Annotated in this window: 21 protein-coding genes; 7 read left to right on the top strand and 14 right to left on the bottom strand. The window is 61.0% G+C overall.

Features of this window, described 5'->3' with window-relative positions; translation table 11 throughout:
* Positions 1-145 precede the first annotated feature (145 nt).
* Both NJ69_RS10420 and queF read left to right on the top strand, forming a co-directional pair.
* Positions 146-616, top strand: coding sequence for a cupredoxin domain-containing protein (locus tag NJ69_RS10420; RefSeq protein ID WP_039578760.1), 471 nt, complete (start codon positions 146-148; stop codon positions 614-616).
* A gap of 68 nt (positions 617-684) precedes the next feature.
* A complete protein-coding gene (gene queF / locus NJ69_RS10415; RefSeq protein ID WP_039578758.1) occupies positions 685-1,515 on the top strand; it encodes an NADPH-dependent 7-cyano-7-deazaguanine reductase QueF in 831 nt (276 codons plus the stop codon).
* A gap of 40 nt (positions 1,516-1,555) precedes the next feature.
* On the opposite strand, the gene NJ69_RS10410 is transcribed toward queF, so the two are convergent.
* Together NJ69_RS10410 and NJ69_RS10405 are read right to left on the bottom strand one after the other, a co-directional pair.
* Positions 1,556-1,819, bottom strand: coding sequence for a DUF4404 family protein (locus NJ69_RS10410; RefSeq protein WP_029613015.1), 264 nt, complete (start codon positions 1,817-1,819; stop codon positions 1,556-1,558).
* 122 nt (positions 1,820-1,941) lie between these two features.
* Complete coding sequence (locus NJ69_RS10405) at positions 1,942-2,505, bottom strand: phosphonoacetaldehyde phosphohydrolase-related protein (protein ID WP_039578754.1); 564 nt, start codon at positions 2,503-2,505, stop codon at positions 1,942-1,944.
* A 199-nt stretch (positions 2,506-2,704) separates the two neighbouring features.
* Here NJ69_RS10405 and NJ69_RS10400 point away from each other — a divergent pair, with 199 nt between their 5' ends.
* The 3 genes from NJ69_RS10400 (at position 2,705) to rssC (ending at position 5,424) form a co-directional block, all read left to right on the top strand.
* Positions 2,705-3,412 carry an MlaA family lipoprotein gene (locus NJ69_RS10400; RefSeq protein ID WP_039578752.1) on the top strand — a complete coding sequence of 236 codons (708 nt, stop codon included), beginning with the start codon at positions 2,705-2,707 and terminating at the stop codon, positions 3,410-3,412.
* Positions 3,413-3,760: 348 nt separating this feature from the next.
* Positions 3,761-4,945, top strand: a complete 1,185-nt coding sequence (rssB, locus tag NJ69_RS10395) for a two-component system response regulator RssB (protein WP_039578750.1) — start codon at positions 3,761-3,763, stop codon at positions 4,943-4,945.
* Entirely contained in the window at positions 4,942-5,424 is a 483-nt protein-coding gene (rssC, locus tag NJ69_RS10390; RefSeq protein WP_029613011.1) for an anti-sigma factor antagonist RssC, read from the top strand. Before rssB ends, rssC begins: the two co-directional genes overlap by 4 nt.
* 10 nt (positions 5,425-5,434) lie before the next feature.
* Here rssC and NJ69_RS10385 read toward each other — a convergent pair whose 3' ends face one another.
* From NJ69_RS10385 to dusA, 3 genes are all read right to left on the bottom strand, one after another.
* Entirely contained in the window at positions 5,435-7,336 is a 1,902-nt protein-coding gene (locus NJ69_RS10385; RefSeq protein WP_039578747.1) for an alkaline phosphatase D family protein, read from the bottom strand.
* Positions 7,337-7,397: 61 nt separating this feature from the next.
* Positions 7,398-8,324 (bottom strand): transaldolase, encoded by a 927-nt coding sequence (gene tal, locus NJ69_RS10380; protein WP_039578746.1) that lies wholly within the window; start codon positions 8,322-8,324, stop codon positions 7,398-7,400.
* A gap of 138 nt (positions 8,325-8,462) precedes the next feature.
* Positions 8,463-9,467, bottom strand: coding sequence for a tRNA dihydrouridine(20/20a) synthase DusA (gene dusA / locus NJ69_RS10375; RefSeq protein ID WP_039578743.1), 1,005 nt, complete (start codon positions 9,465-9,467; stop codon positions 8,463-8,465).
* A gap of 598 nt (positions 9,468-10,065) precedes the next feature.
* Between dusA and NJ69_RS10370 the strand changes: the two genes are divergently transcribed.
* Positions 10,066-11,736 (top strand): hypothetical protein, encoded by a 1,671-nt coding sequence (locus tag NJ69_RS10370; RefSeq protein WP_039578741.1) that lies wholly within the window; start codon positions 10,066-10,068, stop codon positions 11,734-11,736.
* Positions 11,737-11,980: 244 nt separating this feature from the next.
* Here the strand turns inward: NJ69_RS10370 and NJ69_RS10365 are convergent, their stop codons facing one another.
* The 7 genes from NJ69_RS10365 to NJ69_RS10335 form a co-directional block, all read right to left on the bottom strand.
* Positions 11,981-12,568, bottom strand: coding sequence for a nucleosidase (locus tag NJ69_RS10365; protein WP_039578738.1), 588 nt, complete (start codon positions 12,566-12,568; stop codon positions 11,981-11,983).
* Positions 12,569-12,601: 33 nt separating this feature from the next.
* Complete coding sequence (locus tag NJ69_RS10360; protein WP_039583230.1) at positions 12,602-13,966, bottom strand: sensor histidine kinase; 1,365 nt, start codon at positions 13,964-13,966, stop codon at positions 12,602-12,604.
* A 59-nt stretch (positions 13,967-14,025) separates the two neighbouring features.
* On the bottom strand, positions 14,026-14,694 hold the full coding sequence (locus tag NJ69_RS10355) for a response regulator (protein WP_039578736.1): 669 nt from the start codon (positions 14,692-14,694) through the stop codon (positions 14,026-14,028).
* Between the two features lie 16 nt (positions 14,695-14,710).
* Positions 14,711-15,574, bottom strand: coding sequence for a hypothetical protein (locus NJ69_RS10350; RefSeq protein ID WP_039578734.1), 864 nt, complete (start codon positions 15,572-15,574; stop codon positions 14,711-14,713).
* Between the two features lies 1 nt (position 15,575).
* A complete protein-coding gene (locus NJ69_RS10345) occupies positions 15,576-16,703 on the bottom strand; it encodes a fused MFS/spermidine synthase (protein ID WP_052192094.1) in 1,128 nt (375 codons plus the stop codon).
* Positions 16,700-17,185, bottom strand: coding sequence for an adenosylmethionine decarboxylase (gene speD / locus NJ69_RS10340; protein ID WP_029613004.1), 486 nt, complete (start codon positions 17,183-17,185; stop codon positions 16,700-16,702). The genes NJ69_RS10345 and speD overlap by 4 nt, the downstream gene beginning before the upstream one ends.
* A 324-nt stretch (positions 17,186-17,509) precedes the next feature.
* Positions 17,510-19,060, bottom strand: a complete 1,551-nt coding sequence (locus tag NJ69_RS10335) for a sensor histidine kinase (RefSeq protein WP_039578731.1) — start codon at positions 19,058-19,060, stop codon at positions 17,510-17,512.
* 311 nt (positions 19,061-19,371) lie between these two features.
* On the opposite strand from NJ69_RS10335, the gene NJ69_RS10330 reads away from it, so the two are divergent.
* A complete protein-coding gene (locus NJ69_RS10330; RefSeq protein WP_039578729.1) occupies positions 19,372-21,435 on the top strand; it encodes a TonB-dependent receptor in 2,064 nt (687 codons plus the stop codon).
* Here NJ69_RS10330 and NJ69_RS10325 read toward each other — a convergent pair.
* Together NJ69_RS10325 and NJ69_RS10320 are read right to left on the bottom strand one after the other, a co-directional pair.
* A complete protein-coding gene (locus tag NJ69_RS10325) occupies positions 21,419-23,530 on the bottom strand; it encodes a putative bifunctional diguanylate cyclase/phosphodiesterase (protein ID WP_052192092.1) in 2,112 nt (703 codons plus the stop codon). The genes NJ69_RS10330 and NJ69_RS10325 overlap by 17 nt on opposite strands.
* Positions 23,531-23,751: 221 nt before the next feature.
* Positions 23,752-24,270, bottom strand: coding sequence for a hypothetical protein (locus tag NJ69_RS10320; protein WP_155290532.1), 519 nt, complete (start codon positions 24,268-24,270; stop codon positions 23,752-23,754).
* Positions 24,271-24,594: the final 324 nt, after the last annotated feature.

Raw genomic sequence — 24,594 nt, 5'->3', positions numbered from 1 at the left:
CTCGGCTGCCAAGGGAATTGACGACGATGATACGTGAGCCAACGTCAGCGTGCCCAAGCTGACAGCGTTGTAATCTGCCGGTCAGCCCGCCGCCAGCGCGCTGACCGTAGAGTGGCGCCATTGTCCACCTACGCCAGGAGTCTCCATGAAATCTGTGATCCTCAGTGCTGCCTTCGCCTTTGCCAGCCTGCCGGCGCTTGCGGACGGCGCCAAGTCGTTCGCCTTCGGCGAGCCTGCTCCAGCCAGCACAGCCACCCGTACCGTGCAGGTAGTGCTCAAAGATATCGCCTTTGAACCAGGCAAGTTGCAGGTCAAGGCGGGGGAGACGGTGCGCTTCGTGTTGATCAACGAAGGCAAGCTGGTTCACGAGTTCAACCTGGGCGATGCGGCCATGCACGCCGAGCATCAGAAGGAAATGGCCGCCATGGCCGGTATGGATCATGGACAGATGGGCCACGCTGCGCACGGCCATGACGCGGCCAATACCGTGCTGGTCCAGCCAGGACAGCGTGCCGAGCTGACCTGGACCTTCCGCCAGTCGGCGCCCATCGAGTTTGCCTGCAACGTGCCAGGCCATTACCAGGCGGGCATGGTCGGTCAGTTGACCATCGAGTGACAGCGGCGCCCAAGGCGGGCGGCAAAACCGGTAGAATGGGCGCATTTCCGCGTTTTCAGGTCAGAGACATGCATCCCGCCGCCGAACACTCCCCGCTGGGCAAGTCCAGCGAATACATCGCCATCTACACGCCCTCGCTGCTGTTCCCGATCCCCCGAGCGGCCAAGTGGGCCGAACTGGGCGTCACTGCGCAAACGCTGCCGTGGCAGGGCGTGGACTACTGGAACTGCTTCGAGCTGTCCTGGCTGCTGCCTTCAGGCAAGCCAGTGGTGGCCATCGGCGAGTTCGCCATCCCGGCCGACTCGCCCAACATCATCGAATCCAAGTCGTTCAAGCTCTACCTCAACTCGTTGAACCAGACTGTGTTCGCCTCTGCCGAGGAACTGGTGGCGTGTCTTGAGCAAGACCTCTCTGCCGCCGCCGGTAAACCGGTGCGTGTGCGGGTGCGGAGCTTGGACGACGTGCAAAACGAGGGGGTCATGGCCCTGCCAGGGCAGTGCATCGATTCGCGGGATGTGACCATCAGCCACTATGGCGAACCACAGCCCGAGCTGCTGCGCTGCGATCCTGACCGCGTGGTCGAAGAAACCTTGCACAGCCATCTGCTCAAATCCAATTGCCCTGTGACGGGTCAGCCGGACTGGGGGAGCGTGATGGTTGAGTACAAGGGCAGGGCGCTGGATCCTGCCAGCCTGCTGACCTACTTGGTGAGCTTCCGCCAGCATGCCGATTTCCACGAGCAGTGCGTGGAACGGATCTATCTGGATCTGCTGCGCCTGCTGCAGCCAGAGCACTTGACGGTGTATGCACGCTACGTGCGCCGGGGCGGGCTTGATATCAATCCTTATCGCAGCACCGCGCCGATCAGCCCGCGCAACGGCAGGCTGGTGCGCCAGTAAGTTCATCTTCGGGGCTGCACCTGCAGCCCCAAGCGGCGTATCAGATACCCATGCTGTGCAGGCGAGTGATGATGTCGCGCAGCGTGGCAGTGAGGTCGGGGTGATCGACTTCGAAGCGCTCGACGGCGAGATTCACGCCATCAACCAGATTGTTGTCTGGCGAGACTTCTTCGAGCTTGATTTGCGCCTCGATCTGTCGTGCTTCCTCGCGCAGGCCGGTGAGTTCCTCTTCCGACAGCGGTACGTTTCGATCCAGTTGCTCGCGCAGGCTGTTCAGGCGTTCTTGCAATTCGCGGGCGGGCATTGGCTGTTCTCCATCAATGACTTGGCAAGCCATGGACCTCGGCGCAGGCGCAAAGGTTCTGACCTGACTGCAAGCGTAATCCACTTGCTGACGCTTTGCATGATCGGCATCAAGCCGCGCTGTCAGGGTTTTTCACCCTTGCGTCGACGGTGGGCAATGTCTGCCAGGCAGGTGTCGAGCGCTTCGAGATGGTCGATCACCGAGTGCACGCCCAATCCGAACAGTTCAAGGGTGGACTTGCCGCGCGCCAGTTCCTGCTCCTGCACGCTCATGGCCTGCCACCGGTTCGAGGTGTGATCACACGATGGGCTGCAGGTGGCCAGGCCCACGGTCCATAGTCCTGCATTCAGGCCTGCCTGCAGCAGGCGCGGTTCGCCGCTCACCAGGACGCATCCGTCCAGGCGGGCACTGCTCAGTGACATCAACGCTTGCCAGCAGGCGTTCGGGGAAGGCCAAGGCGAGCCATTGGCGGCGTGGCCGGGTAACCAACTCGGCAGCACAGCGGTCAGCGCAGTGCTGTGCTCGCTGTCCAGTTCATCGAGCCAGATGCAGGGCACCTGTTGCGCGTGCAGCGACGCCAGGGTGTCGAGAGCGCCGGGGGCGGGCAGGGGGCTACCCTTCGCAGCCTGGACCAGGCAGCCGCGCAGGCCGAATAGCACGGCAGTGGGGGCGGGGGCTTCGTGCATGGCAACATCCCTGAAATATCGCCCACGCTAGAGTCTCTATGTGACGGTGGTGTGACAGTCACATGAAGAGCGAGATGAACACTACGCGATCAGGCAAGATATGCCATGCTCGCCGCCAGCCAGATTGCCCGTATACTGGCGCCCTATCGCGCAGCGCCATCCGGTGCTTGCCGCCGTGAAACCCGATGGAGAAACAGCTATGCAGAGGATCGGTGCCGGTGTGATCGAGCGAATCACCCAGGCCTGTGTCTGTGCCAGCCTGCTGCTGGCGCCGATGGCCGCCACCCAGGCGGCCACCGAGGACGACCCATGGGAAGCGGTCAACCGACCGATCTTCCGCTTCAACGACGTGATCGATACTTACGCCCTGAGACCGTTGGCCAAAGGCTACGAGGCCGTGACCCCGCAGTTCCTCGAAGATGGCATCCACAACGTCTTCCGCAACCTGGGCGATGTCGGCAACCTGGTCAACAATGTGTTCCAGCTCAAGCCTCATGCTGCGGGTGTCGACACGGCGCGGCTGATCGTCAACACCACCTTCGGCCTGGGCGGTTTCTTCGATGTCGGCACCCGCATGGGTCTGCAGCGCAGCGATGAAGACTTCGGCCAGACCCTCGGCTACTGGGGCGTGCCCAGCGGGCCCTATGTCGTCATCCCGCTGCTGGGGCCGAGCACCGTGCGCGATGGCTTGTCCAAGTACCCGGATTCCTTCACCGAACCCTATCGCTACATCGACCATGTGCCGACGCGCAACTCGATCTTCGCGCTCGATGTGGTCGATACCCGCGCCAGCCTGCTCCCGGCAGAGAAGCTGATACAAGGCGACAAGTACATCTTCATCCGCAACGCTTACCTGCAGAACAGGGAGTTCAAGGTCAAGGATGGCGAGGTCGAGGACGACTTCTGAGCCGTCAACAGGAAAGGCGATCCACGGATCGCCTTTTTCGTCTGCGAACGTGGGCACGACGCGCACGTCACGAGCTGATAACGCCGAGTTCAAACGGCTTGGCTATATCCATTAGTGAGCCAAAACCTGGTCTCCAATAACCTCAGGTGATTAGGCCTGCGCACTCCATCCTCGCATGCTTGAAACGCCCAGCGGATGGGAGTACCGTCTGCGCCTTACAGGCACCTTTGCGCGTCGCCGGATAGCCTTGCTGTCCACCTCGCGCGCAGCGGTCATCAGTATTCCAAGTAGTCGACCGTCGTCCTTGCCGATGTCCGCTACGCCAACCAATCGGCGCCGTTCGCCCACATGCAGAAAACCCGTGCAACGCTGCTGATAATCGATGACGACGACGTGGTCCGTGCAAGCCTCGCCGCGTATCTGGAAGACAGTGGCTTCAGCGTCCTTCAGGCCATCAATGGCCAACAGGGGCTTCAGGTCTTCGAAGAACACCAGCCTGAACTCGTTATCTGCGATCTGCGCATGCCTCAGATGGGCGGGCTCGAGTTGATCCGTCGCATCACCGAGCAGGCTCCGCAAATGCCGGTGATCGTGGTGTCCGGTGCCGGGGTGATGAGCGATGCAGTCGAAGCCCTGCGCCTGGGCGCGGCCGACTATCTGATCAAGCCGCTGGAAGACCTCGCCGTACTCGAGCACTCGGTACGCCGCGCGCTGGATCGCTCGCGGTTGATGCTGGAAAACGAGCGCTACCGCGAGAAGCTCGAAGCGGCCAATCGTGAGTTGGAAGCCAGTCTGCATCTGTTGCAGGAAGACCAGACCGCCGGGCGTCAGGTGCAGATGAACATGCTGCCGGAAAAGCCTTGGACGGCGGGCGACCTGTCGTTCGATCACCAGATCATTCCCTCGTTGTACCTGTCGGGCGACTTCACCGACTACTTCCGTGTCGATGAACGTCGAGTAGCGTTCTACCTGGCGGACGTGTCCGGCCATGGCGCTTCGTCGGCGTTCGTCACCGTGCTGCTCAAGTTCATGACCACCCGTTTGCTGTTCGAATTCAAACGCAACGGCAAGATGCGCGACTTCAAGCCGTCCGAGGTGCTGGCGCACATCAACCGTGGGCTGATCAACTGCAAGCTGGGCAAGCATGTGACCATGGTCGGCGGAGTGATCGACGAGGACACCGGACTGATGACCTACAGCGTGGGCGGCCATCTGCCGTTGCCCGTGTTGTATACCCCAGGCCAGGCACGCTACCTCGAGGGGCGTGGCTTGCCGGTAGGGCTGTTCGACGAAGCCACCTATCAGGACCATGTGCTGGAATTGCCGCCGCGCTTCAGCCTTACGCTGATGTCCGATGGCATCCTGGACCTTTTGCCTGGGGCCACACTCAAAGACAAAGAGGCAAACTTGCCGGAGATTGTCAAAGACGCGCAGGGCAGTCTGGACGGACTGCGCAGTCGATTCGGATTAGCTACGCTTGGGGAGATGCCGGATGATATCGCCCTATTGGTGTTGAGCAGGAACCTTCCATGAGTACCGGTAGAATCCAGTTCGCCGAGCAGAACGGTACCTTCGTACTGAAATTCGTCGGTGAAGTGCGCCTGACCTTGTGTTCAGCCCTGGATGCGACGATCGAAAAGATCTTCACGGCGCTGAATTTCTCGGCCATCGTCATCGACCTGACCGAGACCGAGAGCATCGACAGCACCACCTTGGGTCTGTTGGCCAAGCTGTCGATTCTTTCGCGTCAGAAGGTCGGCCTACTGCCCACTGTGGTCACCACAAACCCGGATATTTCCCGGCTGCTGCAGTCGATGGGCTTCGATCAGGTGTTCAATATCGTCGATCGGCCCCTGCCGTGCCCAGACTGCCTGAGCGATCTGCCTTCCCAGGACGAGAACGAGGAAGTCGTGCGTGCCAAGGTCCTGGAGGCGCACAAGATCCTGATGGGCCTGAACGACTCCAACCGCGAAGCGTTTCGTGACTTGGTGAGTGCGCTGGAGCGGTCCTGATCTGACCGCGTCAGTGCTCGGGTCTGTGCGTTCTGACGAACTCGGTGGCCTCGCTTGCATCGGCGTTCAATTGAAGCACCCGTACCGGGCGGCCTTCATCATCGAAGAACACCTGCCCTAACCCCGAACCGTTCCACAAGCGCTCTCCCGCCTTGCTGCGGCTCGGCAGGCGTGGCACCACTTCCATCGCGCGGCGCTGGGTGAAACCGTTGAGCGGTGAGCGCGGGGCATACAGCCAGCGATTGAGCCGATCCATCACGTCCAGAAGCCTGCGTGGAAAGGTGTTCTTGATACCGCTGCTGGTCACTTGCCAGAGGTGCGGGCTGCGCTGGCGATGTCGGATCAGTACTTCGTACACGAAGGAATAATGCACATCGCCGGAGAGAATCACGTAATGGCCGGGTGTGCGCGAGTGCCTGAAGATGTTCAGGATCACCTGCGCGGCACCGCGGTGCGCCATCCAGTTCTCGGCGTCGACCAGCAGCGGATAGCCCAGCGTGCTGAATACCCGCTGTACCGTCTCGATCAGCTTGACGCCGAAGATCGGCGCGGGTGACACGATGATTGCCGACGGATGATCGAGCAGGGTTTGCTGCAATTCGCACAGGGCTTCCCAGTCGAGCAGGCCCGAGGGTTTCTTCAGGTCGCGCTCGCTGCGCCAGCGTCGGGTACGGGTGTCCAGAACGCGCAGAGGTGGGTCGCAGGGCAAGTCGTAATGCCAGGACTGAAAGCGCAGCAGAGCTTCTATCAAACTGTCTTGCAGCGAGGCGATGAGCTGTCGCTGCCCAGTGTCCTCGGTCAATCGCTGCAAGGTCTGGATCAGGGGTGAGCAGGCCGTTGGGTCGTTACCCCAACCTTGACACACAAGGTATCCGATCAGGGCATTGCCGATGATCCGCCGGGAGAAAGGATGGCCATAGGCGGTCTGCTCCCATTGCGCCGACAGGTTCCAGTCATCGGTGATGTCATGGTCATCGAAGATCATCAGGCACGGCAGATGCGCCATCACCCGCGCCACGTGGTCAAGTCCGTCGCGGAAGTCTTCGATCAAGGGTTGTTCAGCCTGATAGCGCTGCTGATCTTCAGCCGACAGGCCTTCTGGCATCACGAGCGAGATCAGTGTCCAAGGCGTCGGCGACCACACCAAGAGATACATGGCCATGACTTCGGCCAAAGTCACCAAGTGGTTGTCGGCATTGCTCGAGGAAAAGATCGGCTTGCGCTTGCCACGGAAAAAGCGGCGCCGCAGCGGCTCGTTGCCCTCGTGTGACGGCAGCAGGTCGGCGCGGTGGTAGTAGCCTGCCGGGTGGCGATACAGGGCCTCGCCGCTGTCGACCAGCGCGCCGTCGAGGGCTTCGTCGAACAGGCCCAAGCACTCGACCAGCCCGTGGATGGCCTTGAGGGTAGGGCCGGCTACGTCGTCGGCATAGACTTGATCGCCCGTCATCAGCAGCAGGGCGGGGCGCTGCTGCGGTGCCAGGCTCTCCAATAGCAAGCGATCGGCGCACAGCAGGCCGTCGGGCGCAGAATGATGGGGCTTGCGACAGGAGCCGTGGAGCAGGTTGTCCACGCGTCTGCGCAGCACGAAATTGGGCAGATGCCTGCCAGGATAAATCAGGTGAGGCGCCCAGTCGGCGATACCCAGGCCGTTGTCCAGACGCAGGTCGTACTCCAGTTCGACGTCTTCGGGCAGAGGCGCGTCGAATTGCACCTCAAGCAGGTGAACGAATGCATGGCGCCCCATCGCAACCCGTTGGCACCGCTGTAGGGGTTCGATTGGTAGGCCTGGCAGTACGAATTGCGGACTCAATGGGCGTGAGCCGACCAACCAGATAGCCAGGCGTTGCGACTCCAGGCGTCGAAGCACAGGGCCGGCGAGGACTGCGGGCAGTGAGGGATTCATCGAGACCATCAAATCAAAACGGGCGGAAAATACTGAGTATTTCCCGCCCGTTGCACAATCACCAGATGTATCAGGCTTTTTCCGCCATGACCTTTTCCAGCTTCTCCTGATCGCGCGCGAACTGACGGATGCCTTCGGCCAGTTTTTCGGTAGCCATGGCATCTTCGTTCATCGCCCAGCGGAACTGGCCTTCGTCCAGCACCTGCTTGGCTTCGCCGGCTGAGCCCGGCTTGAGGATGCGCGGCAGTTCGCCCTGGTCGTCGCTCAGTTGCTGCAGCAGTTCCGGACTGATGGTGAGTCGGTCGCAACCAGCCAGTTGCTCGATCTGCCCAACGTTGCGGAAGCTGGCGCCCATGACCACGGTGTCGTAATCGTTGGTCTTGTAGTAGTCGTAGATGCGCGTGACCGATTGCACGCCTGGATCCTCGGCACCGGTGTATTCCTTGCCGGTGCTCTTCTTGTACCAGTCGTAGATACGACCTACGAACGGCGAGATCAGGAACACTCCGGCATCGGCGCAGGCCTGAGCCTGGGCGAAGGAGAACAGCAGGGTGAGGTTGGTCTGGATGCCTTCTTTTTCCAGCTTCTCGGCAGCGCGGATGCCTTCCCAGGTAGACGCCAGCTTGATCAGCACGCGATCGCGCTTGATGCCAGCCGCTTCGTACAGCGCGATCAGTTGACGCGCCTTATTCAGCAGCGCCGGCTCGTCGAACGACAGGCGCGCGTCGACCTCGGTGGAAATGCGACCCGGAATGACCTTGAGAATGCCCGCACCGACCGCGACCGAAAACTTGTCGCACGCCAGTTGCACATCACCCTTGGCATCGCTGCGCACCTGCTTGAGCAGGTCGGCATAACCTTCGATGGCGGCGGCCTTGAGCAGCAGCGACGGATTGGTGGTGGCATCGACCGGCTTGAGGCGAGTGATGGCCTCCAGGTCTCCGGTGTCGGCGACGACGGTGGTGAACTGCTTGAGTTGTTCCAGCTTGGAAGTCATGGGCGTGCTCTGTCCTGTGAGTGTCTCGACATTACCCCAGCCCTGACAGCCGCTCAAGGCCGAACACGAGGGTTGTCCGAGGCGCGAGGGGCGCAGGGCGAATCCCTGTTCGAGTGCGCTCCGTGCCCAGGGTTCCCCTTACCGGCCCTGCAGTAACTGAGCCGCCTGTTCCACGACTTGCAAGGGCGCTGCGGCCTTGTGGATGTCCGCCGACAACAACTGACGGAAGCGCCGCGCCCCTGGGAAGCCTTGGCTGAGGCCGAGGATGTGTCGAGTGATGTGATGGACGGCCCCACCGGACTCGACGTGCGCTACCAGGTACGGCATCAACCGCTCCATCACCTCGCTGCGGCTCACCACGGGTTCCTGGCTGCCGAACAACTGCTGATCCACCTCGGCCAGCAGGTAAGGATTGTGATACGCCTCGCGTCCTAGCATCACGCCATCGAAGGTCTGAAGGTGCTCGCGGCATTCCTCCAGGGTTTTGATTCCGCCGTTGAGTATCAGCTCAAGGTCGGGAAAGTCCCGCTTGAGCTGCGCGGCCACGTCGTAGCGCAGCGGTGGAACCTCACGGTTTTCCTTGGGCGAGAGGCCCTCGAGGATGGCGATCCGGGCATGCACGGTGAAGCTCCTGCAGCCGGCATCGCGGACCTGGCCGACGAAGTCGCAAAGCTCGGCGTAGCTGTCGCGGCCGTTAATGCCGATGCGGTGCTTGACCGTCACCGGAATCTGCACTGTGTCGATCATCGCCTTCACGCACTCGGCCACCAGCGCGGGGTGGCCCATCAAGCACGCGCCGATCATGTTGTTCTGCACCCGATCACTGGGGCAGCCGACGTTGAGGTTGACCTCGTCGTACCCGGCCTCTTGCGCCAGGCGCGCACAGGCTGCCAGTTCGGCAGGGTTGCTGCCGCCCAGTTGCAGGGCCAGCGGGTGCTCCGAGGCGTCGTGGCGCAGGAAACGGGCGGCGTCGTTGTGCAGCAGGGCGCCGGTGGTGACCATTTCGGTGTAGAGCAGGGCGTGGCGCGAGAGTAGGCGCAGGAAATACCGGCAATGGCGGTCGGTCCAATCCATCATGGGGGCCACGGAGAACCTTCTAGATGGCTCAGCGCGCGTAATTACTGGCTTGGATGGCTCTATCATGCGGTCTCCGGAGGTGCGTGTTTCCAGTGCGTTTTAGCGGGTTTGCAGGGGTTCTAAGCGCAGGCGGCACGGCCTACCGCTTGCCAACGGGCTCATCCCCCCGCGACAAAAGCTATGTCGCCTTGGCAATGATCAAAGGGCACAGACGTACTGACGGCACATGGAGTGACATCGGCCCAGGATGAATCGAAAAAAGGGCGCAAGTTTACACGCAGACGTAAACCTTCGCCCGCAAGAATACCTTGGATGTCTGAACCTGATGGCGGGAGACAGCACACCGCTAGCCGGATGCATTTGAGCGCTCCAAAAAGTCTCCTTCGCTAGCAATGTCCCCCGCGACCTTAGCCTATGCCAGAGGGGGCGATCAGCGACCCCAGCAGGGCTCGTTCCTCACCTGCCAGCACGACGCCTTATCCATGGAACCGGCTGAGTTCGCCAACCACTCACACTCAGCCCACTGCGTGATTCACGCGGATCATTCTCCTGTCCGATTCACGCTCAATTCAGTGCTAGGGCAGCACAAAGGAAGAGTCGTTGGCATAACTCGTACGCGCTCTGACACCCCTGGCAATGGCTATTCAACAATGAGGCCTATCTGATGGATATCAACGGATCTCACGTCGCACATCTTCACACCCCTGATAGGGCACAGGCAGAAACCGCCCAGCATGCTGTGCAGGCCCAAGGCGTCGGCGCCATAACCGACCCTGTAGAGCGCACCGCTGTACGCGACTACATGCGAGATCGCTTTGCGCAGTATCGTCTGCCCGTGTCACCCCAGGCGACCCCCGCTGAGGCTGATTTGGCGCGAGCACAGCACGAGATGCTGGATTCGATCGCGGACAGCCGAAGCGAGCGGCTTTTGCAAGAAGGCGAGAACCTCGCGGCAATCCGCAGCACCATGGAAAATGCTGGCCGGCTCGATCGTTATGCGACTCACGGAACCGCCCTGGTGGGCGGTCTTCCCTTTACCGGCGTCGTGGCCGCCCAGTTTGCCAAGCCCGAGATTGTCAGCGATGTAACCAAGTTCGTGTTCGGCGAAATCGACAATGGACTGCTCAAAGCCGCGGCCGAGGGCGGGGTAGGGGGCATGGAGGCCCATTACCCGGATGAGTTCTTCCAGCGCCTGTTCGCGGAAGCGAAAGCGGACGCCTTCTTTCTCAAAGCACCAGCAGACAAACTTCACCCTGACGTGGCCAGGGGACTGGAAGCCAAACAGCAGGGGGCTCTTCGCGAAGCGCTTGAGGATGCCAAGCAGATTCAAACCTACCTGGTCGGTGCGGTCATTACCGGGACCGTATCGGCGTCGTTGAGGTTATCCGGTCGGCCCGAGGCTGCAGATCTGTTCAATAAAATCGCGGTACCGCTGCGTAACTATGCATCTGGACTCGCCACGGCCAACCTCAAGCATAACGCTCAGACCGCTCGGCAAGAGCGGGGTGAGGCATTGTTGTTCGGCTTGCGTGATGCGGGAACTTCACTCGACACGACCGATCAGGCCAGTGTGCGTCGCACGCTGGAGGGTGAACAAGACTGGTTCTCTGTCTACAAGGCTGCAAAGCAAGGCAGTGTGTTGTCGGCCATTGGGCACGGAGGGCAGCGACTGGGCAACATGCTCCTTGGCGTGCCCGCCAATGCGCTTGACGCTGCGGGCAAAGCGCTCATCAGCGCCAATAGCTTTGGCGGCGGGTACTTTGGCTTGGGCGCGACGTTCGCAGCTCGCGCTGCGGCCGAGCGCGTGGGCACCAACGCGGTTTCCGGTCCTGCTGCTCAGACCATTGTGGGGACCTCCATCAATACGCTTGGAACCGGCGTTGCGTTCGGTATCTGGGCCTTCGTTGCATCGATGACGAGCACACTATCTGACAAGGGCAAGGCTTGGCTTAACGATGACAATCACGCCAAGCCAAAAGAAGCGCTGCGTTCTGCTCCCCGCGCCCTGGGTAACGCCGCGTGGACTGGCGCGCAATTCGGATATGACGTGGGGCGTGCGGGAGGGCATCTGGGTGCGCAAGTCGCCCGTCGCGGTTTGGAGACCGGAACGCAAGTGAGTCGTAGTGTTGTGGAAACAGGGCAACGCGCCTTGGCGGCTACCGGCAGAATGACCGATGAGCTAGCTGCCAGTGCCAGCACTCTCACTCGAAGGATCCGTAGCCATCGACCCACGGACGATCTGGAGTCTCAGGTGAGCAACGCCGATACCCAGGCCGAGACTCATGAAATGCAGACGCCCGGCAATGCCAACCGCGGCGGCACCGGTACGGCTTAACTGCACTGTCGTTCCCGCGGCGGTGGCGCCTCTCGGCTCGGCGTCGCGGGGGCGACTGCGATAGTGACTAGATTGGATAGACGTTCAGGGGAGCAGGTTATCCTGAGTCTCCAATATCACGCGGGTGTGATCATGGGCCTGACTGTTCCCACGTAAGCGAACGAATTGCAATTGCCGTCCGCGCGGATCTATTCATACCTGCCTGAGAAGTGGGGTCGCGTTCGCAAGTCCAACGTCTTTCGATTCACGCCTGGGCAAACAACACCTTGCCAAACGCCTGCGCCGCCAGGTGCACCTGCACCGACCAATCGTCTGCCGCCTCGCTGCCCGCGTCATCGGAAATGTATTTCAGGCACAGGAACGGAATGCCTTCTTCGCGAGCGATCAGCGCCAGGACATAACCTTCCATGTCCACAACGTCATAGGGCGCATCGCCGTGATTGGTCTCGAAGCTATCACCTGTACCGCAGGTGCCCAATGGGATCCCGGGCAGTGACAATCCCTGCTCCAGAATCACCGGCACGTTGGTCAAGGGTGTCTGGTAGCGGGCGAAGCCCAAGGGCGTGACGTCCATGTCCCGTTGCACGAAACGCGTACAACATACCAGCTCACCTTTGCCGTAACGCGGACTGCCAGCGGAGCCGAGGTTGACGATCAGCTTGGGTTTGCGTGTCTGCAGGGCCTTGGTCAGTGCAATGGCGGCATTGACCTTGCCGATACCGGTGAATACCGCATCGACGTGGCTGAATGCATCGGCGGCTTCCGCTTCGAGCGCAAACACGAACAGCGTATCGGCCAAGGCAACGTGGGTGTTGTCATCAATGTGGATCACGGTGAAGTTTCCTAAGCATTAGAGTGAAGCGTTCTAGATTCTTTTCGGCAGCGTTACCGTCACGCCCAGTCCCCGTCCGTGCAAGCCCTGCGACAGCACGATCGTACCCTTGTGCACTTCGATAATCCGCTTGACGATGGGCAAGCCCAGCCCACTGCCTTGCCCATCCCCTGAGGCCGCAGAGCCCCGATAAAACCGTTTGAAGATCACCTTTTCCTCTTCGGCCGTGATCCCCGGACCATCGTCCATGACCGACACCACGGCATGCGGGTCATGGTGCTCGACCCGCACGCTGACATGGCCACCGGCAGGCGTATAGCGAATCGCATTACTCACCAGGTTCCTCAGCAAAATCTTCAGCCACACTTCGATACCGATGATCCTGACGGGCGTTTGATCGAGCGACAGGCTGATGCGTTTGTCGAAGGCCTGAACCGCAAGATCGGCCTCCACCGCCTCGGCCACGGTCGACAAGTCCACCGGATAGAATTCTTCGATCAAGGCATCGCTGTCCAAGCGCGCCAGCAGCAGAATCTGCTCCATCAGTGTGGTGATACGGGTCACGCTGCGGTTGATTTGCTGCAGGCCGTGCGCCTGGAACTGAGGATCGGTGGAGCGCAGCACCACTTGTACATGGGTGCGTAAGGCGGCGAGTGGAGTGCGAATTTCGTGGGCGGCATCACCCGTCAGGCGGCGCTCGGCCTCCAGCGCGTTGCGTAGACGCTCGAGCAGCAGGTTGAGTTCGCCGACCAGCCCGTGGACCTCGACGGGCACACGGGTCAGGGCAATCGGCTCGAGGTTCCGATCGGAGCGCTTGTGCACTTCTTCCTGCATCGCCTGCAGCGGCGACAAGCCACGGGAGACGCTGAACCAGATCATCAACGCCAGTAGGGGAAAGGCCGGCAGTAGAGGAAACAGCGCATAGATCAGCAGTGTGTTGATGGTATGGCGGCGATAGCTGATGTTCTCACCGACCCACACGTTCATCTCGCCTTGCTGCATGTTCAGCACACGCCACTGGGCATTCGCTGTCTTGAGCGAGCTGAAGCCGTCCGGGGCGTGGGTGAAACCTTCGGGCATGTTGGCGCTCGATAGCACCGCCTCGCCGTTTTGCCACAGCGTATAGGCCAGTACCCCGCCTCGATGCAGCAGGGGCAGGCCTTTGATCGCTTCGCGGCTGGCTTCGATGGTCTGTTGCGTGACGTCTGCGCTGCGGCCAAGTCGCTCATCGCGGGTGGCAACCGACAGGATGTTGAGCGCAGCCTGACCAAAGTCGAGCATGTCCTCATCGAAGAAGCGCTCGATCTTGTTCGTGGATAAGTAGTAGGTGAAGGCGATCACCATCAACCAGGTCACGACGAAGCTGCCTAGCAACCACGCCAGCAAGAGCCTGCGCACCGACGGCTTGTGCGTCGTTGTGCGACTGAATGACTTGAACGATCCGACGTGCATCGACGCTAGCCCATTTTCTCTTCGGCGATGGTATATCCCATTCCGCGCACGGTCCGGATCAAGCTGTTGTGAGTTTTGCGTCGTACGTGGTGCACGTGAACTTCGATGGCGTTACTTTCGACATCCCCGCTCCAGCCATACAGCTTGCTCTCCAGTTGAGCGCGCGACAGCACCTTGCCTTTGTTCTCCAGCAGCAGACGCAACAGTGCATATTCGCGCGGTGCGAGGTTGATCGGGTCGTCGTCCACCGTCACGGTATGCGTCGAGGGGTCCAGGCACAGGTTGCCGTGGATCAGTTGCGGCACTGCACGGCCCAGCGCGCGACGTGCCAGGGCGCGGATGCGGGCCAGCAATTCTTCGAAGTCGAAGGGCTTGGTCAGGTAGTCGTCGGCGCCGTAATCGAGCCCCTTCACGCGGTCGGCCACTTCATCCCTGGCCGTGAGCAGCAAGACCGGCACTTTGGAGCCGCGGTTGCGCAGTTCATGCAGCACCTCCAGGCCACTGCATCGTGGCAAACCGATGTCGAGAATCACCAGGTCGAACTCATCGGTCGCCAGCGCCTGTTTGGCCAGCAAGCCGTCGGTCAACCATTCGACCCGGTCGCCTTCCTGGCGCAGACCTAACTGAATGCCATCGCCCAACAGCAAGTCATCTTCAACGAGTAGTACGCGCATGCTCTAGCCTTCTTCGCTACGTCAGCAATCCCCAGATACTCAGCGCCGCCTCTGCCAGCAACAGCGCCACGATCAACCACTCCACCCGCAGCTCCTCAAGCACATGGCGATGCTCGCTGAGTCGATCGGTGGCCAGTTCGTACAGGTCCTGCAGCACTTCGATGCGATCGTCGACGCTGACCAGACGATCGTGCACTTCAGTTTGCATGGCCAGCTCATTGTAGAGCCTGCGCACCGCACTGCTCAGGCCCGTGGGCGCTTTTTCCAGGCGGGTTTCCAGACGCGTGTAGGCGATACGCCAACGCGTGGTCCGTGTCACGCACGCATCGACGTGGTGTGCGCGGGCCTGGTGCCGTTTCTGCGGCAATTGTGTCAGTTCGATGTCGTCATCGGCGGTGCTCCAGGAGGCCGCGATCTCCGTTTCCAAACGCCGCAAGCCACCTTCGTACCAACTGAAGGCGACGATCCCGGCGAGCAGTTCCGTGCAGCGCTCTGGGTTGCCGATAATCAGCGCCCGCCCAGGCCGCCAGAGTATGCGCTCGCCAAAGGACATCGTCTCCAGCGTTGGCTGATCGACGTCCTCGTCGGTCCTCATCCAGGCTTCCAGGTGCTGGCGCCAGGCGTGACTGGTCTGCAGGCCGGCCGCCGCAAACACCACCAGCAGTTCATCCGCTGCACTGTCTTCAGGCAAGGCCTGCAGGGCGGTCATGGGGGTACGTTGCAGCAGGGCGGCGTGCGTCGGGTACGGATCGTCGAACTGTGCCAGGCACTGCGACGCCGATGCCTGCACGGCAACGCCTGGCATGAACTTCACCCGATGCAGCACGCAAGCGCTGGGCGTGGACAGGTCCGTGGCCGGCAGGGCGTGTGGCGCGGTCATTTCAATAGGCCTTGAGGGCTGGGAACTGAGTCGGTCCGAACTCGATTTCCTCGATGTCGGGCGGGGCGACGAAGGTGACGCCGTCTTCCAGCAACGGCCCGGGCTGAGCCATCAGGAAGCGTGTTTCCTTGTCCATCACGAAGCACGCCTTGAGGTAGTCCCCTTCAAGGTGGTCCAGCCAGGTCAGGCCGAGCTTGCGTTCGATGCGACGGTCCAGATCGGCGGCCTGCCAGTGAGCAGGGTCCACCCAGTCCGACGCCAGCAGGAAGCCCCACGACGCCAGGAACGAGGGTACCGCAGCGCGGTAGCTGTGGACCTGACTGAAGACGCTGCGCAGCGTGCGCGCCAGTGCCGCATGGGGTTTGTCGTCGCTGTGGGAGAACTCCAGGCCTTGCACCGCGACCACGCCGCCTGGGCGCAGACGCGAATGCAGCAGTTCGTAGAACTGGCGTGTGTACAGCGCCTGCGCCGGACCGTTGTCGAGCATGTCGACGACATCGATGATGACCACGTCGTACAGCGACGCGTCATTTTCCAGGTAAGCCCTGCCATCGGCCGTCACCAACTCACAGCGCGGGTCGTCGAACGCGCCCTGGTGCCACTGGAACATATGGGCTCGGCACAGCTCCACCAGCTCTTGGTCCAGATCGACCATCACCGCGCGGCGGACACTGGCGTGCGACAGCACTTCACGCAACGTGGCGCCTTCGCCGCCGCCGATGATCAGGACATCGCGCGGCTCATCGTGGGCCAGCATCGCCGGCTGCACCAGCAGCTCGTGGTACAGCGACTCGTCGCTGGCAGCGCTCTGGATCGCACCATCGATCATCAACACGCGGCCGTAGTTGTAGGTGTCGGCGATCAGGATGTTCTGCCAGGCCGTACGGCCCTGGTAAAGCACCCGGCGCACGCCATAGAGATAGCTGTCGAACAGATCGCTGTTTTCCAGGGCCGTGATCGCGCTGTCGCCTTCGCGCGCAGGGTCCGGCGGGTAGAAGTAGAAGTGGTTCGGTGGCAGCGCGGGCAGGGTGCCGGCGACATCCTCTGGGACCAGGTACTTCAGGTCGACGTCATAGCGGTCCGGGTCGATCTGTTGCGCGCGGGCAGGCTGATCGTTGAGCGAACTCATCGTGCGCCCCCTTGCTCCGAGCCGATGGCCCAGCGCAGCGTCGGGCTGTCGTCGTTGATCGCGCCTGCCCCGCTCAGGGTACGGTTGACCATGCCCACACGGTGCCCTTCCAGCCCGCGGTCCATGCTGGAGATGATGTGACGCTGGCTACCCAGCCGCTCGCTCAGCACGCGCACGGCCTGGGCGCCGTCGAGTACATCGCCGCAGGTGAAGACGTCGATGGCGGCGTACTTGTATTCAGGCCAGGTGTGGATGGCCAGGTGCGATTCGGCGATGACCACCACGCCGGAAATACCGATAGGGCTGAACTTGTGGAAGGTGGAGGTGACGATCGTCGCGTTGGCTTCGCGGGCCGCCTGCAACATGCTGTCTTCGATCCATTTGATATCGTCGAAACGTGCGTCGTTGCAGTCGTAAAGTTCGATGACCAGTTGCTTTCCAAGTGCAGAGCTCGGGCGGATTTCTGAGGCTTCATTCAACATGGACGTGTCCCGTTCTAGGTGGGTGTGATGACCGGCGCCATGCTAGGTGGGCGTTGCTTAAGGAACGCTTAAGGTGAGGATGAAGAAAAGTTTAAGCCGTCGACGCACGTTTTTTTCAAGGTCACGAACGGGAGGACTCCGCGTTTTAGTGCTCGGCAAATATTTTTGTGTTGGGCGCCACGTTGGAGAGGCGCATGAAGTTATCGGCGCAGCACAGTGCCGTGCCATAAACTGCGCACAGTTCTTTACATTGAGCACCCGGTGCGATGCCAAGTTTGGCCGGTGCCTAAAGTTCAGTTAAACAGGCTTGAGACAGCAGTCGCCTCACACTTTGAAGCGCACTTCGATACTGCTCAAGCCACTTGAGCGATCCAAGGTAATGGCCTCTTCCCCGTACCCGGAGTAGCTCTTGACCAACCGCATGCCGAGCCCGGTTCCGCTCGGTTTCGGATAAGACTCTGGAAAGCCGGTGCCTTCGTCCGTGACCTTGATGCGCGCATCTTCGGCATCGCGCTCGATGGTGACGGTGATCTTGCCTTGACCATACTTCAACGCGTTGGTGACCAGTTCCGAGACCACCAGTCCGAGCGGCGCCATGCGCTCCGGGGGCAACTGGAAGTCGTCGACCGACCACTCGATGTGCGGTTCGCCAAAGGCCGTTCGGATATCGGACAACAATGAGCGCAAGTACGCCGGCGCACTCAGGGCGGCGCAGTGAGCATCCTGATACAGATGTTCATGCACATTGGCGATGGTCATCACCCGATTGGCCGCGATCTGCAGTTGGGTCTGGACGGCTTCCTCCATCGACAGATTGGCTTGCAGCAGCAACAGACTGTTCACCAGATGAAGACTGTTTCTCACACGGTGATGGGTTTCGGCCACATGCAGGCCGCTTTCGGTGAGTTTGGTGTTTTGCGCCTCGATCAAAGCGGCGAACCGCACTTCCTGCTCATGGCGCTCGGTGATGTCCCTTGAGACCGCGATGATCTTGTCGATCTCACCGTGCGGATCAAGCACCGGAGCAGCCGTGACATCCCACCATCGTGGCTCGCCTCTGGCCGTCGGGCAGAACGATTCGAAGCGCACCGATTCGCCATTACCGACGCGCACCAGCGCGTCCTCGATCACCTGTTTCGAGCACTCAGGCCACAGTTCGATCCACGGCTTGCCGGCGATGTCGGCGAGGTCGCGGATCTGCATCCGGCACAACCCCGCCTCGTTGAAGAACTCCACTTCACCGGTGCGCGAGAGAATCTTCACGCAGTCGGGACTGGCATTGAGCACACTTTCCGAATAGGCATGCGGTGAGTTGGCCTCTTCTTTCGTCGCCAGACGCTCGACGGCCATCGAGATGATGTTGGCCAGCCCCTCGAGAAACACCACGTCGCTCTCGATGAAGTCATCGCCGTCACGGCTGTCTGCCTCCAGTACGCCGAAGATGCCCGCTGTGCCCCGCACTGGAACGTTGATGGCCCGCTCGATACCGTACTCGTTGAGCAGGGCAGGGGTTCTGAACCTCAACTCCTGACCCAGGTGGTTGGAAATGACCGGCCGGCTCGTGGTGTACGCATAGCCCGCTGGGCTGGCTTCGTCGGACCCGACCGCCGCGTTGCCGATATCGGCGGGCTTCCAGCCGACTCCGTGGGTCAGGCGAAAGGCCGAGTGGTCGTCGTTGGGTTGCAGGACTTTGGCAAAAGGCGTGTCCATCCCCAGCGCCGCCGTTTCACAGGCTTGTGTCAGCAAGTCATCGAGCGAGGTCAGGGTCAGCGCTTGCACTGCAAAGCCAACGACCAACTCATGCTGTCTGCGCAGCCGGGTATGCGAAATCTGCAGAGCGGCACGTACGATTTCGTCAGGCGACAGGTGGGGCATAGAGAGCATCCGGCGTTGGATTGATGAGTCGAGCGAACGGGCGGGGAATCATCATGGCGGCACTTGGCACCCAGGTGTCCGGCATCGTCAGTGAATGGCAAAACATGGCGCAATCTACACCCATCGTTTGGCGGGCACTAGCCATCTGCCATTGGCTTAGTCACTCAAAACATCCAAGCGTTTCCGACTGAGCTAAATCGTATCGATTTGATGCCGTTATGATATAACGTATTTTCGAAAGGCAGGCTTAGACCTGTCCCTCTATAACGTGCGCTCAACCCGCGCCTGCACCCCGCACACCAGGAGCTTCCATGCGATTCACCCCGGCCTCCCTTGCCATCTTCACGGCAATGGTCTCCCCTGACTTGTTCGCCGAGCCGACCGGCAATTCCACCATCGTCCTCGGCGATGTGAACATTACCCATACGGCTGCGGCCGGCGTTGGTAGCGCCTTGAGCACCGAAAATGTGCTGACATCGGTCGATGTGCTGGGTGGCGATCAGGTCCAGGACAAGAACGTGATGAACAGTTGGCAACTGCTGGGACAGATGCCGGGGATTCAACTCACCGAAACCGGGCAGGGCGCAGAGTCGGGCAAGGTCACGTTCCGCGCGTTCAACGGCGAGGGCTACATCAATGGGATCAAGACCCTCATCGATGGGGTGCCAAGCAACGTCAACAGCGGCAACCAACGTTTCATCGACATGGTCTTCCCGCTGGACATCGAGTACATCGAAGTGGTGCGCGGCACCAACGACCCGCGCTATGGGCTGCACAACATCGGTGGCAACATCAACTTCGCCACCCGCCAGGGCGGTAACTACACCGACAGTCGCCTCACCTACGGCAGCTTCGATACCCGTGAGGTGCAACTGGCAATCGGCCGCGAGGAGGGCAATTTCGCCCAGAACTACATCCTCGCCAAGCAGGACAGTGACGGCTACCGCGACCACAGCAACTCCAACAAGTACGCGCTGGGCGGCAAGTGGTTCCTCAGCAACGACGAACAGAATTTCCGCGTCGGCCTCATCGCCCGCCTGTACCACCATCAGGCCCAGGAGCCCGGCTTTCTCACCCGCGAACAGATGCACGCCAGCCGCACCCAGTCACCGGACAAGAACGGCAACGATGGCGATGACCGCGACATGAAGCAGTTGAGCCTGCACACCGACTGGCAGCTCAACGACGACCTGAGCCTGAGCAGCAAGCTGTACTACAACAGCTACAACGACGACCGCACCATTACTTTCACCGACTACCGTCCAGGCAATGCCCCGCGCCAACGTCGGCAGTGGGACGAACAGCAGCGCGGCATGCTCAGCAACCTGACCTGGCGCGCCAACGAGCACCTGACGCTCGATGGCGGCATCAACTACGAAGAACAGGACAATGCGTACCGTCGCCTGCGCTACAGCTATGGCGTGCCGACCGACTTCGATGTCAGGCCCGCCCGCGTGCAGAACGATGACAGCTACACCCTGCGCAACATCGGCGGTTACCTGCAGGCTGTGATCCAGCCCACCGATGCGCTGAAGATCATCCCGGCGATGCGTGTCGACAAATTCTCCGGCAACACCGAGCTGCTCGGTGGCGCCAAGGCCTCGCTGCAGGACTACGGCTGGATTCGTCAGCCCAAGCTGAGCGTGATCTACAGCCTCACCCCCGAGATCGACGTGTACGCCAACTGGGGGCGCACCTTCCAGATTCTCACCGGCTCCACCGCACCGGCCTACATGACCCCGGGGCAGACGTCCTACGATCCATCGATCAATACGGGCAAGGAGGTCGGCATCAAGTTCCAACCGTTCCCGGGCGCGCAGGCACGCGTTGCGCTGTGGCAACAGGATGCCACCGACGAAGTGGCGAACATGCCCAGCACCGGCACCACGGTTGGGCTGGGCGAGACCCGTCGGCGCGGTGTGGACATGCAGATCAGCGCGCAGTTGGACGAACAATGGACGGTGTGGGCCTCACACGCCATCCAGGAAGCCAAGGTGGTCAAGGCATTCTCGGCCTCCGGCCAATCGCTGTCGGGTAAACAGGTGTTCTCCACCCCGCGCTACATCAGCAACCTAGGCGCCGACTATCGCTACAACGACGACTGGAAGTTCGGCGTACAAGGCCGGGCGCAGGGTAGCTACTACATCGACGAGTTGAACGAGGAGGGCAAGTACGGCGGTTTCGTGGTGGTGGACGCCAGCGTCAGCTATCGCCTCAGCCCCTCCACCAGCGTCGATCTGCAGGTCAAGAACCTGCTGGACCGTCAATACGAATACGTCTGGTACGACAACTTCTTCTGGGGCGGCGACGACCAGGCGATGTTCTCACCGGCGCCGGGTCGTTCGGCGTTCGTCTCGCTCAACATGAAACTGTGATCGACGCGCTGTCGTCACCAGGGCCTGCTGCCAGGGGGCGTCGCCCTTGGGCGGCGAGCGCCTCGAGCAGTTGCGCCGCCGGCAGCGGTTTGCCCAACAGATAGCCCTGCAGTGCATGGCAACCCAGCCGCGTGAGCAACGCTTGCTGCTCCTGGGTTTCCACGCCTTCGGCGACGATCTTCATGCTTAGCGTCTGGCCCAGGGCGATGATGGCCGAGACGATTGCCTCGTCTTCATTGCCTTGGACCAGTTCCTTGACGAAACCGCGATCGATCTTCAACTCGTTGGCCGGAAAGCGCTTGAGGTAAAGCAGGCTGGAGTAGCCGGTGCCGAAGTCGTCGATGGAGATGTTCACGCCGAGCTCGGCCAGCTTGTCGAGGATCTCCAGGCTGGCTTCGGCGTTGCGCATGGCGGTGGACTCGGTCACCTCCAACACCAGGTGCTGCGGCGCCAGCGCGTACTTTTCCAGTGCGGTGCGCACCACCCCCAGCAGGTCGGCCTGGGCCAGCTGAATCGTCGACAGGTTCACCGCCACGCTCCAACCGTCATGGCCTTGATCGTGCCATTGGCGCATCTGCCGACAGGCTTCATCGATCACCCAGTTGCCGATCGGTATGATCAGCCCGGTTCGTTCGGCATGCGGCAAGAAGCGGTCCGGCGGTACTAACCCCGAGCCTGGACGGTGCCAGCGCACCAAGGCTTCGACGCCGACCATATGGCCGTCAGCGGCGATGAACTTGGGCTGGTAGTGCAGAACGAACTCACCACGTTCCAGTGCCAGGCGCAGGTCGTGCTGAAGCTGCATCTGTTCATGGGCGTTCTTGTTCATGGTGCGTTCGAAGAAGCAGTACCCCGCACGTCCCAGTTCCTTGGCGTGGTACATCGCTGCGTCGGCATTGACCATCAGTTCGTGGGCCGTCAGGCCGTTGTCGGGAAATAACGCAATCCCGATGCTCGCCGAGATATGCAGGACATGGCCTTCGAGGCTGTAGGGGCGGCCAATCGACTCGACCAGTTGCTGGGCGAACAACGCGGCGTCTTCGGGTTCGCGGTGGTGAATCAGGAATACGAACTCGTCGCCACCCAGGCGCGCAGCCGTGTCCTCCGGCCGCTTGCTGGCCAGGATGCGCTCGGACACCTGCACCAGCAGAAGATCGCCCACATGGTGCCCATAAGCATCGTTCACGGCCTTGAAGCCATCCAGGTCCATCAGCAACACCGAAAACAGGTCTTGCTGCGGCGTAGCCTTGTGAATGGCCTGGTTGAGGCGGTCGTTGAGCAGCAGTCGATTGGGCAGGCGGGTCAGGTTGTCGTGCAGCGCCAGTTGCAGCAGCTCGCTGTTGGCCTGATCCAGGGAGAGGGACAGCAAGTTGCTGCGCACATCGAGCACGGACACGATCAGCGCGATTGCCAGCACGGCCAGGCTGACGACGATCACGACGACGGCAAGCCATTTGACGTCGATACCGCTGTTGGACGCTTCGCAGTAGCTGCCCAGTGGAAACTGCGCCGCGGCCATGCCGGTGTAGTGCATACCGACGATGGCGCAGCCCATGAGCAGCGAGGCGCCGATACGGGCCCAGGCTTCGCCGCGGGCTCCCCTGCGCAGGCGAAACACGATCCACAACGCCGCGCCTGAGGCCAGCACCGCGATCAGGATCGACAACATGAAGATCCACGGGATGTAGATCACGCTTGGTCGCATCAGCAGGGCAGCCATGCCGGTGTAGTGCATGGCCGCAATGCCGGCGCCCATGAGCAGGCCGCCGAGCACCAGGCGAATCCACGGCAGGTTGTTCTGGCACACCAGCCACAGCGCGAAGGCCGAGGAAAACACCGCGATGAGCAATGACAGCAGGGTCAGCGGAATGTCGTAGCCCAGAGGAATCGGCAGATCGAAGGCAAGCATGCCGATGAAGTGCATCGCCCAGACACCGAAGCCCATGGCAAAGGAGCCACCGGCCAGCCAAAGCCCTGCGGCCTTGCCCGTCGAGCTGGCAACACGTCCTGCCATTCTGAGCGCCGTGTAGGAGGCGAGAATGGCGACAATCAGAGAGAACGCTACCAGGACGAGGTTGTGGCTGCTGGGAAGCATAGGATACCGAGACGTAGGAAAAATCGCCGTGAACGCGGCGATAGCGTCTGGCCATTATCGGATGAATCGTTTGTCCTGGTAAATCGATTGCGTCTATGGGAGTGGCACAACCGTGCAATAAGTTCTCCAGCAAGTGGCAACCTGCTCACGCCTCATGATGGAGGGGATGAGCGTATGCGCGCGCCGTTTTGCTGCCTAGCGCTGAGTCGGCGGTGTCGTATTCAAAACACCGACCTCATGCTGGCCGTCAATCGGGCAACCAGTTTCAGGTTTTTCTGAATGGCTTCTGCCTCCAGTCGGCCCAGCGGTAGATCGCTGGCGGCCACCAACAGGCCCAGCTTGGTGCCGTCGATCGTATGAATAGGCGTGGTGAACAACCCTTCGATGGTGGATGCGCCAAACGCAGCCAGGGGCTGCGGCGTCCACTTGGCAGGCGCCGAGGTCAGCGACGGGTCGCCGCTGCCCAGCAGCTTGTCGAGTGCCTCGAGTTGCGACACGGTAGTGGTCTGACCATGGAAGCTCAGTTCGATCTGGCGGTTCTCCATGAAGCCGAGCCAGAGCGAGGGGTTCGATTTGCGCAGCGCCAGGTAGCGCACGCCAGTCAATTGAGCAGCGAGTTGCAATACGGCGGTAATGGATTCGTTCTTGTCTATCTCGGCCATCTCGGCACTTAGCAAATCCGATCGGCGATGATAGGCGGAAGGGACATTCATCTCATGAATACTTTTAAGTTTGCACATTCGTCCCACCTTTTTCCATGGCGAGTTAGGTGCAGTTAAGTGTCAGCTCAATACTTGAACGGAGTGGGCAGTCATTATTCAGTCAATCGCCATCCGCCACGTACCCGGCTTTTGAAAGGGTACATGACCGCGCTGCGTCGACCCTGGAGGGCCGAACGCTTCGCTGGTGGGATGATCAGCAGCAGGGTTCGATAATGGCACTTCAGTAATCGTTCCATTCTTTTTTATTTTTTTAACCGCGTGATTATCACTCTCATCTTGATCTTTTGTGCAACCTGTTTAATGAAGCAGATGCTGTAACGATTTATGTATTCAGTTAGTTGA

This window comes from Pseudomonas parafulva, from assembly GCF_000800255.1.
GTDB classification, from domain to species: Bacteria; Pseudomonadota; Gammaproteobacteria; order Pseudomonadales; family Pseudomonadaceae; genus Aquipseudomonas; species Aquipseudomonas boreofloridensis.
This window is presented reverse-complemented; position numbering and strand designations above follow the sequence as displayed.

Excerpts from the sequence above, each read along its gene's own strand:
- NJ69_RS10400 (WP_039578752.1), top strand. The coding sequence starts at position 2,705 with ATGCAGAGGATCGGTGCCGGTGTGATCGAGCGAATCACCCAGGCCTGT.
- NJ69_RS10320 (WP_155290532.1), bottom strand. The coding sequence starts at position 24,270 with ATGTGCAAACTTAAAAGTATTCATGAGATGAATGTCCCTTCCGCCTAT.
- NJ69_RS10385 (WP_039578747.1), bottom strand. The coding sequence starts at position 7,336 with ATGGTCTCGATGAATCCCTCACTGCCCGCAGTCCTCGCCGGCCCTGTG.
- NJ69_RS10405 (WP_039578754.1), bottom strand. The coding sequence starts at position 2,505 with ATGCACGAAGCCCCCGCCCCCACTGCCGTGCTATTCGGCCTGCGCGGC.
- NJ69_RS10420 (WP_039578760.1), top strand. The coding sequence starts at position 146 with ATGAAATCTGTGATCCTCAGTGCTGCCTTCGCCTTTGCCAGCCTGCCG.
- NJ69_RS10325 (WP_052192092.1), bottom strand. The coding sequence starts at position 23,530 with ATGCTTCCCAGCAGCCACAACCTCGTCCTGGTAGCGTTCTCTCTGATT.
- dusA (WP_039578743.1), bottom strand. The coding sequence starts at position 9,467 with ATGATAGAGCCATCCAAGCCAGTAATTACGCGCGCTGAGCCATCTAGA.
- NJ69_RS10355 (WP_039578736.1), bottom strand. The coding sequence starts at position 14,694 with ATGCGCGTACTACTCGTTGAAGATGACTTGCTGTTGGGCGATGGCATT.
- NJ69_RS10370 (WP_039578741.1), top strand. The coding sequence starts at position 10,066 with ATGGATATCAACGGATCTCACGTCGCACATCTTCACACCCCTGATAGG.
- NJ69_RS10345 (WP_052192094.1), bottom strand. The coding sequence starts at position 16,703 with ATGAGTTCGCTCAACGATCAGCCTGCCCGCGCGCAACAGATCGACCCG.
- rssB (WP_039578750.1), top strand. The coding sequence starts at position 3,761 with ATGCAGAAAACCCGTGCAACGCTGCTGATAATCGATGACGACGACGTG.
- NJ69_RS10410 (WP_029613015.1), bottom strand. The coding sequence starts at position 1,819 with ATGCCCGCCCGCGAATTGCAAGAACGCCTGAACAGCCTGCGCGAGCAA.
- NJ69_RS10330 (WP_039578729.1), top strand. The coding sequence starts at position 19,372 with ATGCGATTCACCCCGGCCTCCCTTGCCATCTTCACGGCAATGGTCTCC.
- rssC (WP_029613011.1), top strand. The coding sequence starts at position 4,942 with ATGAGTACCGGTAGAATCCAGTTCGCCGAGCAGAACGGTACCTTCGTA.
- speD (WP_029613004.1), bottom strand. The coding sequence starts at position 17,185 with ATGTTGAATGAAGCCTCAGAAATCCGCCCGAGCTCTGCACTTGGAAAG.
- NJ69_RS10335 (WP_039578731.1), bottom strand. The coding sequence starts at position 19,060 with ATGCCCCACCTGTCGCCTGACGAAATCGTACGTGCCGCTCTGCAGATT.
- queF (WP_039578758.1), top strand. The coding sequence starts at position 685 with ATGCATCCCGCCGCCGAACACTCCCCGCTGGGCAAGTCCAGCGAATAC.
- tal (WP_039578746.1), bottom strand. The coding sequence starts at position 8,324 with ATGACTTCCAAGCTGGAACAACTCAAGCAGTTCACCACCGTCGTCGCC.
- NJ69_RS10350 (WP_039578734.1), bottom strand. The coding sequence starts at position 15,574 with ATGACCGCGCCACACGCCCTGCCGGCCACGGACCTGTCCACGCCCAGC.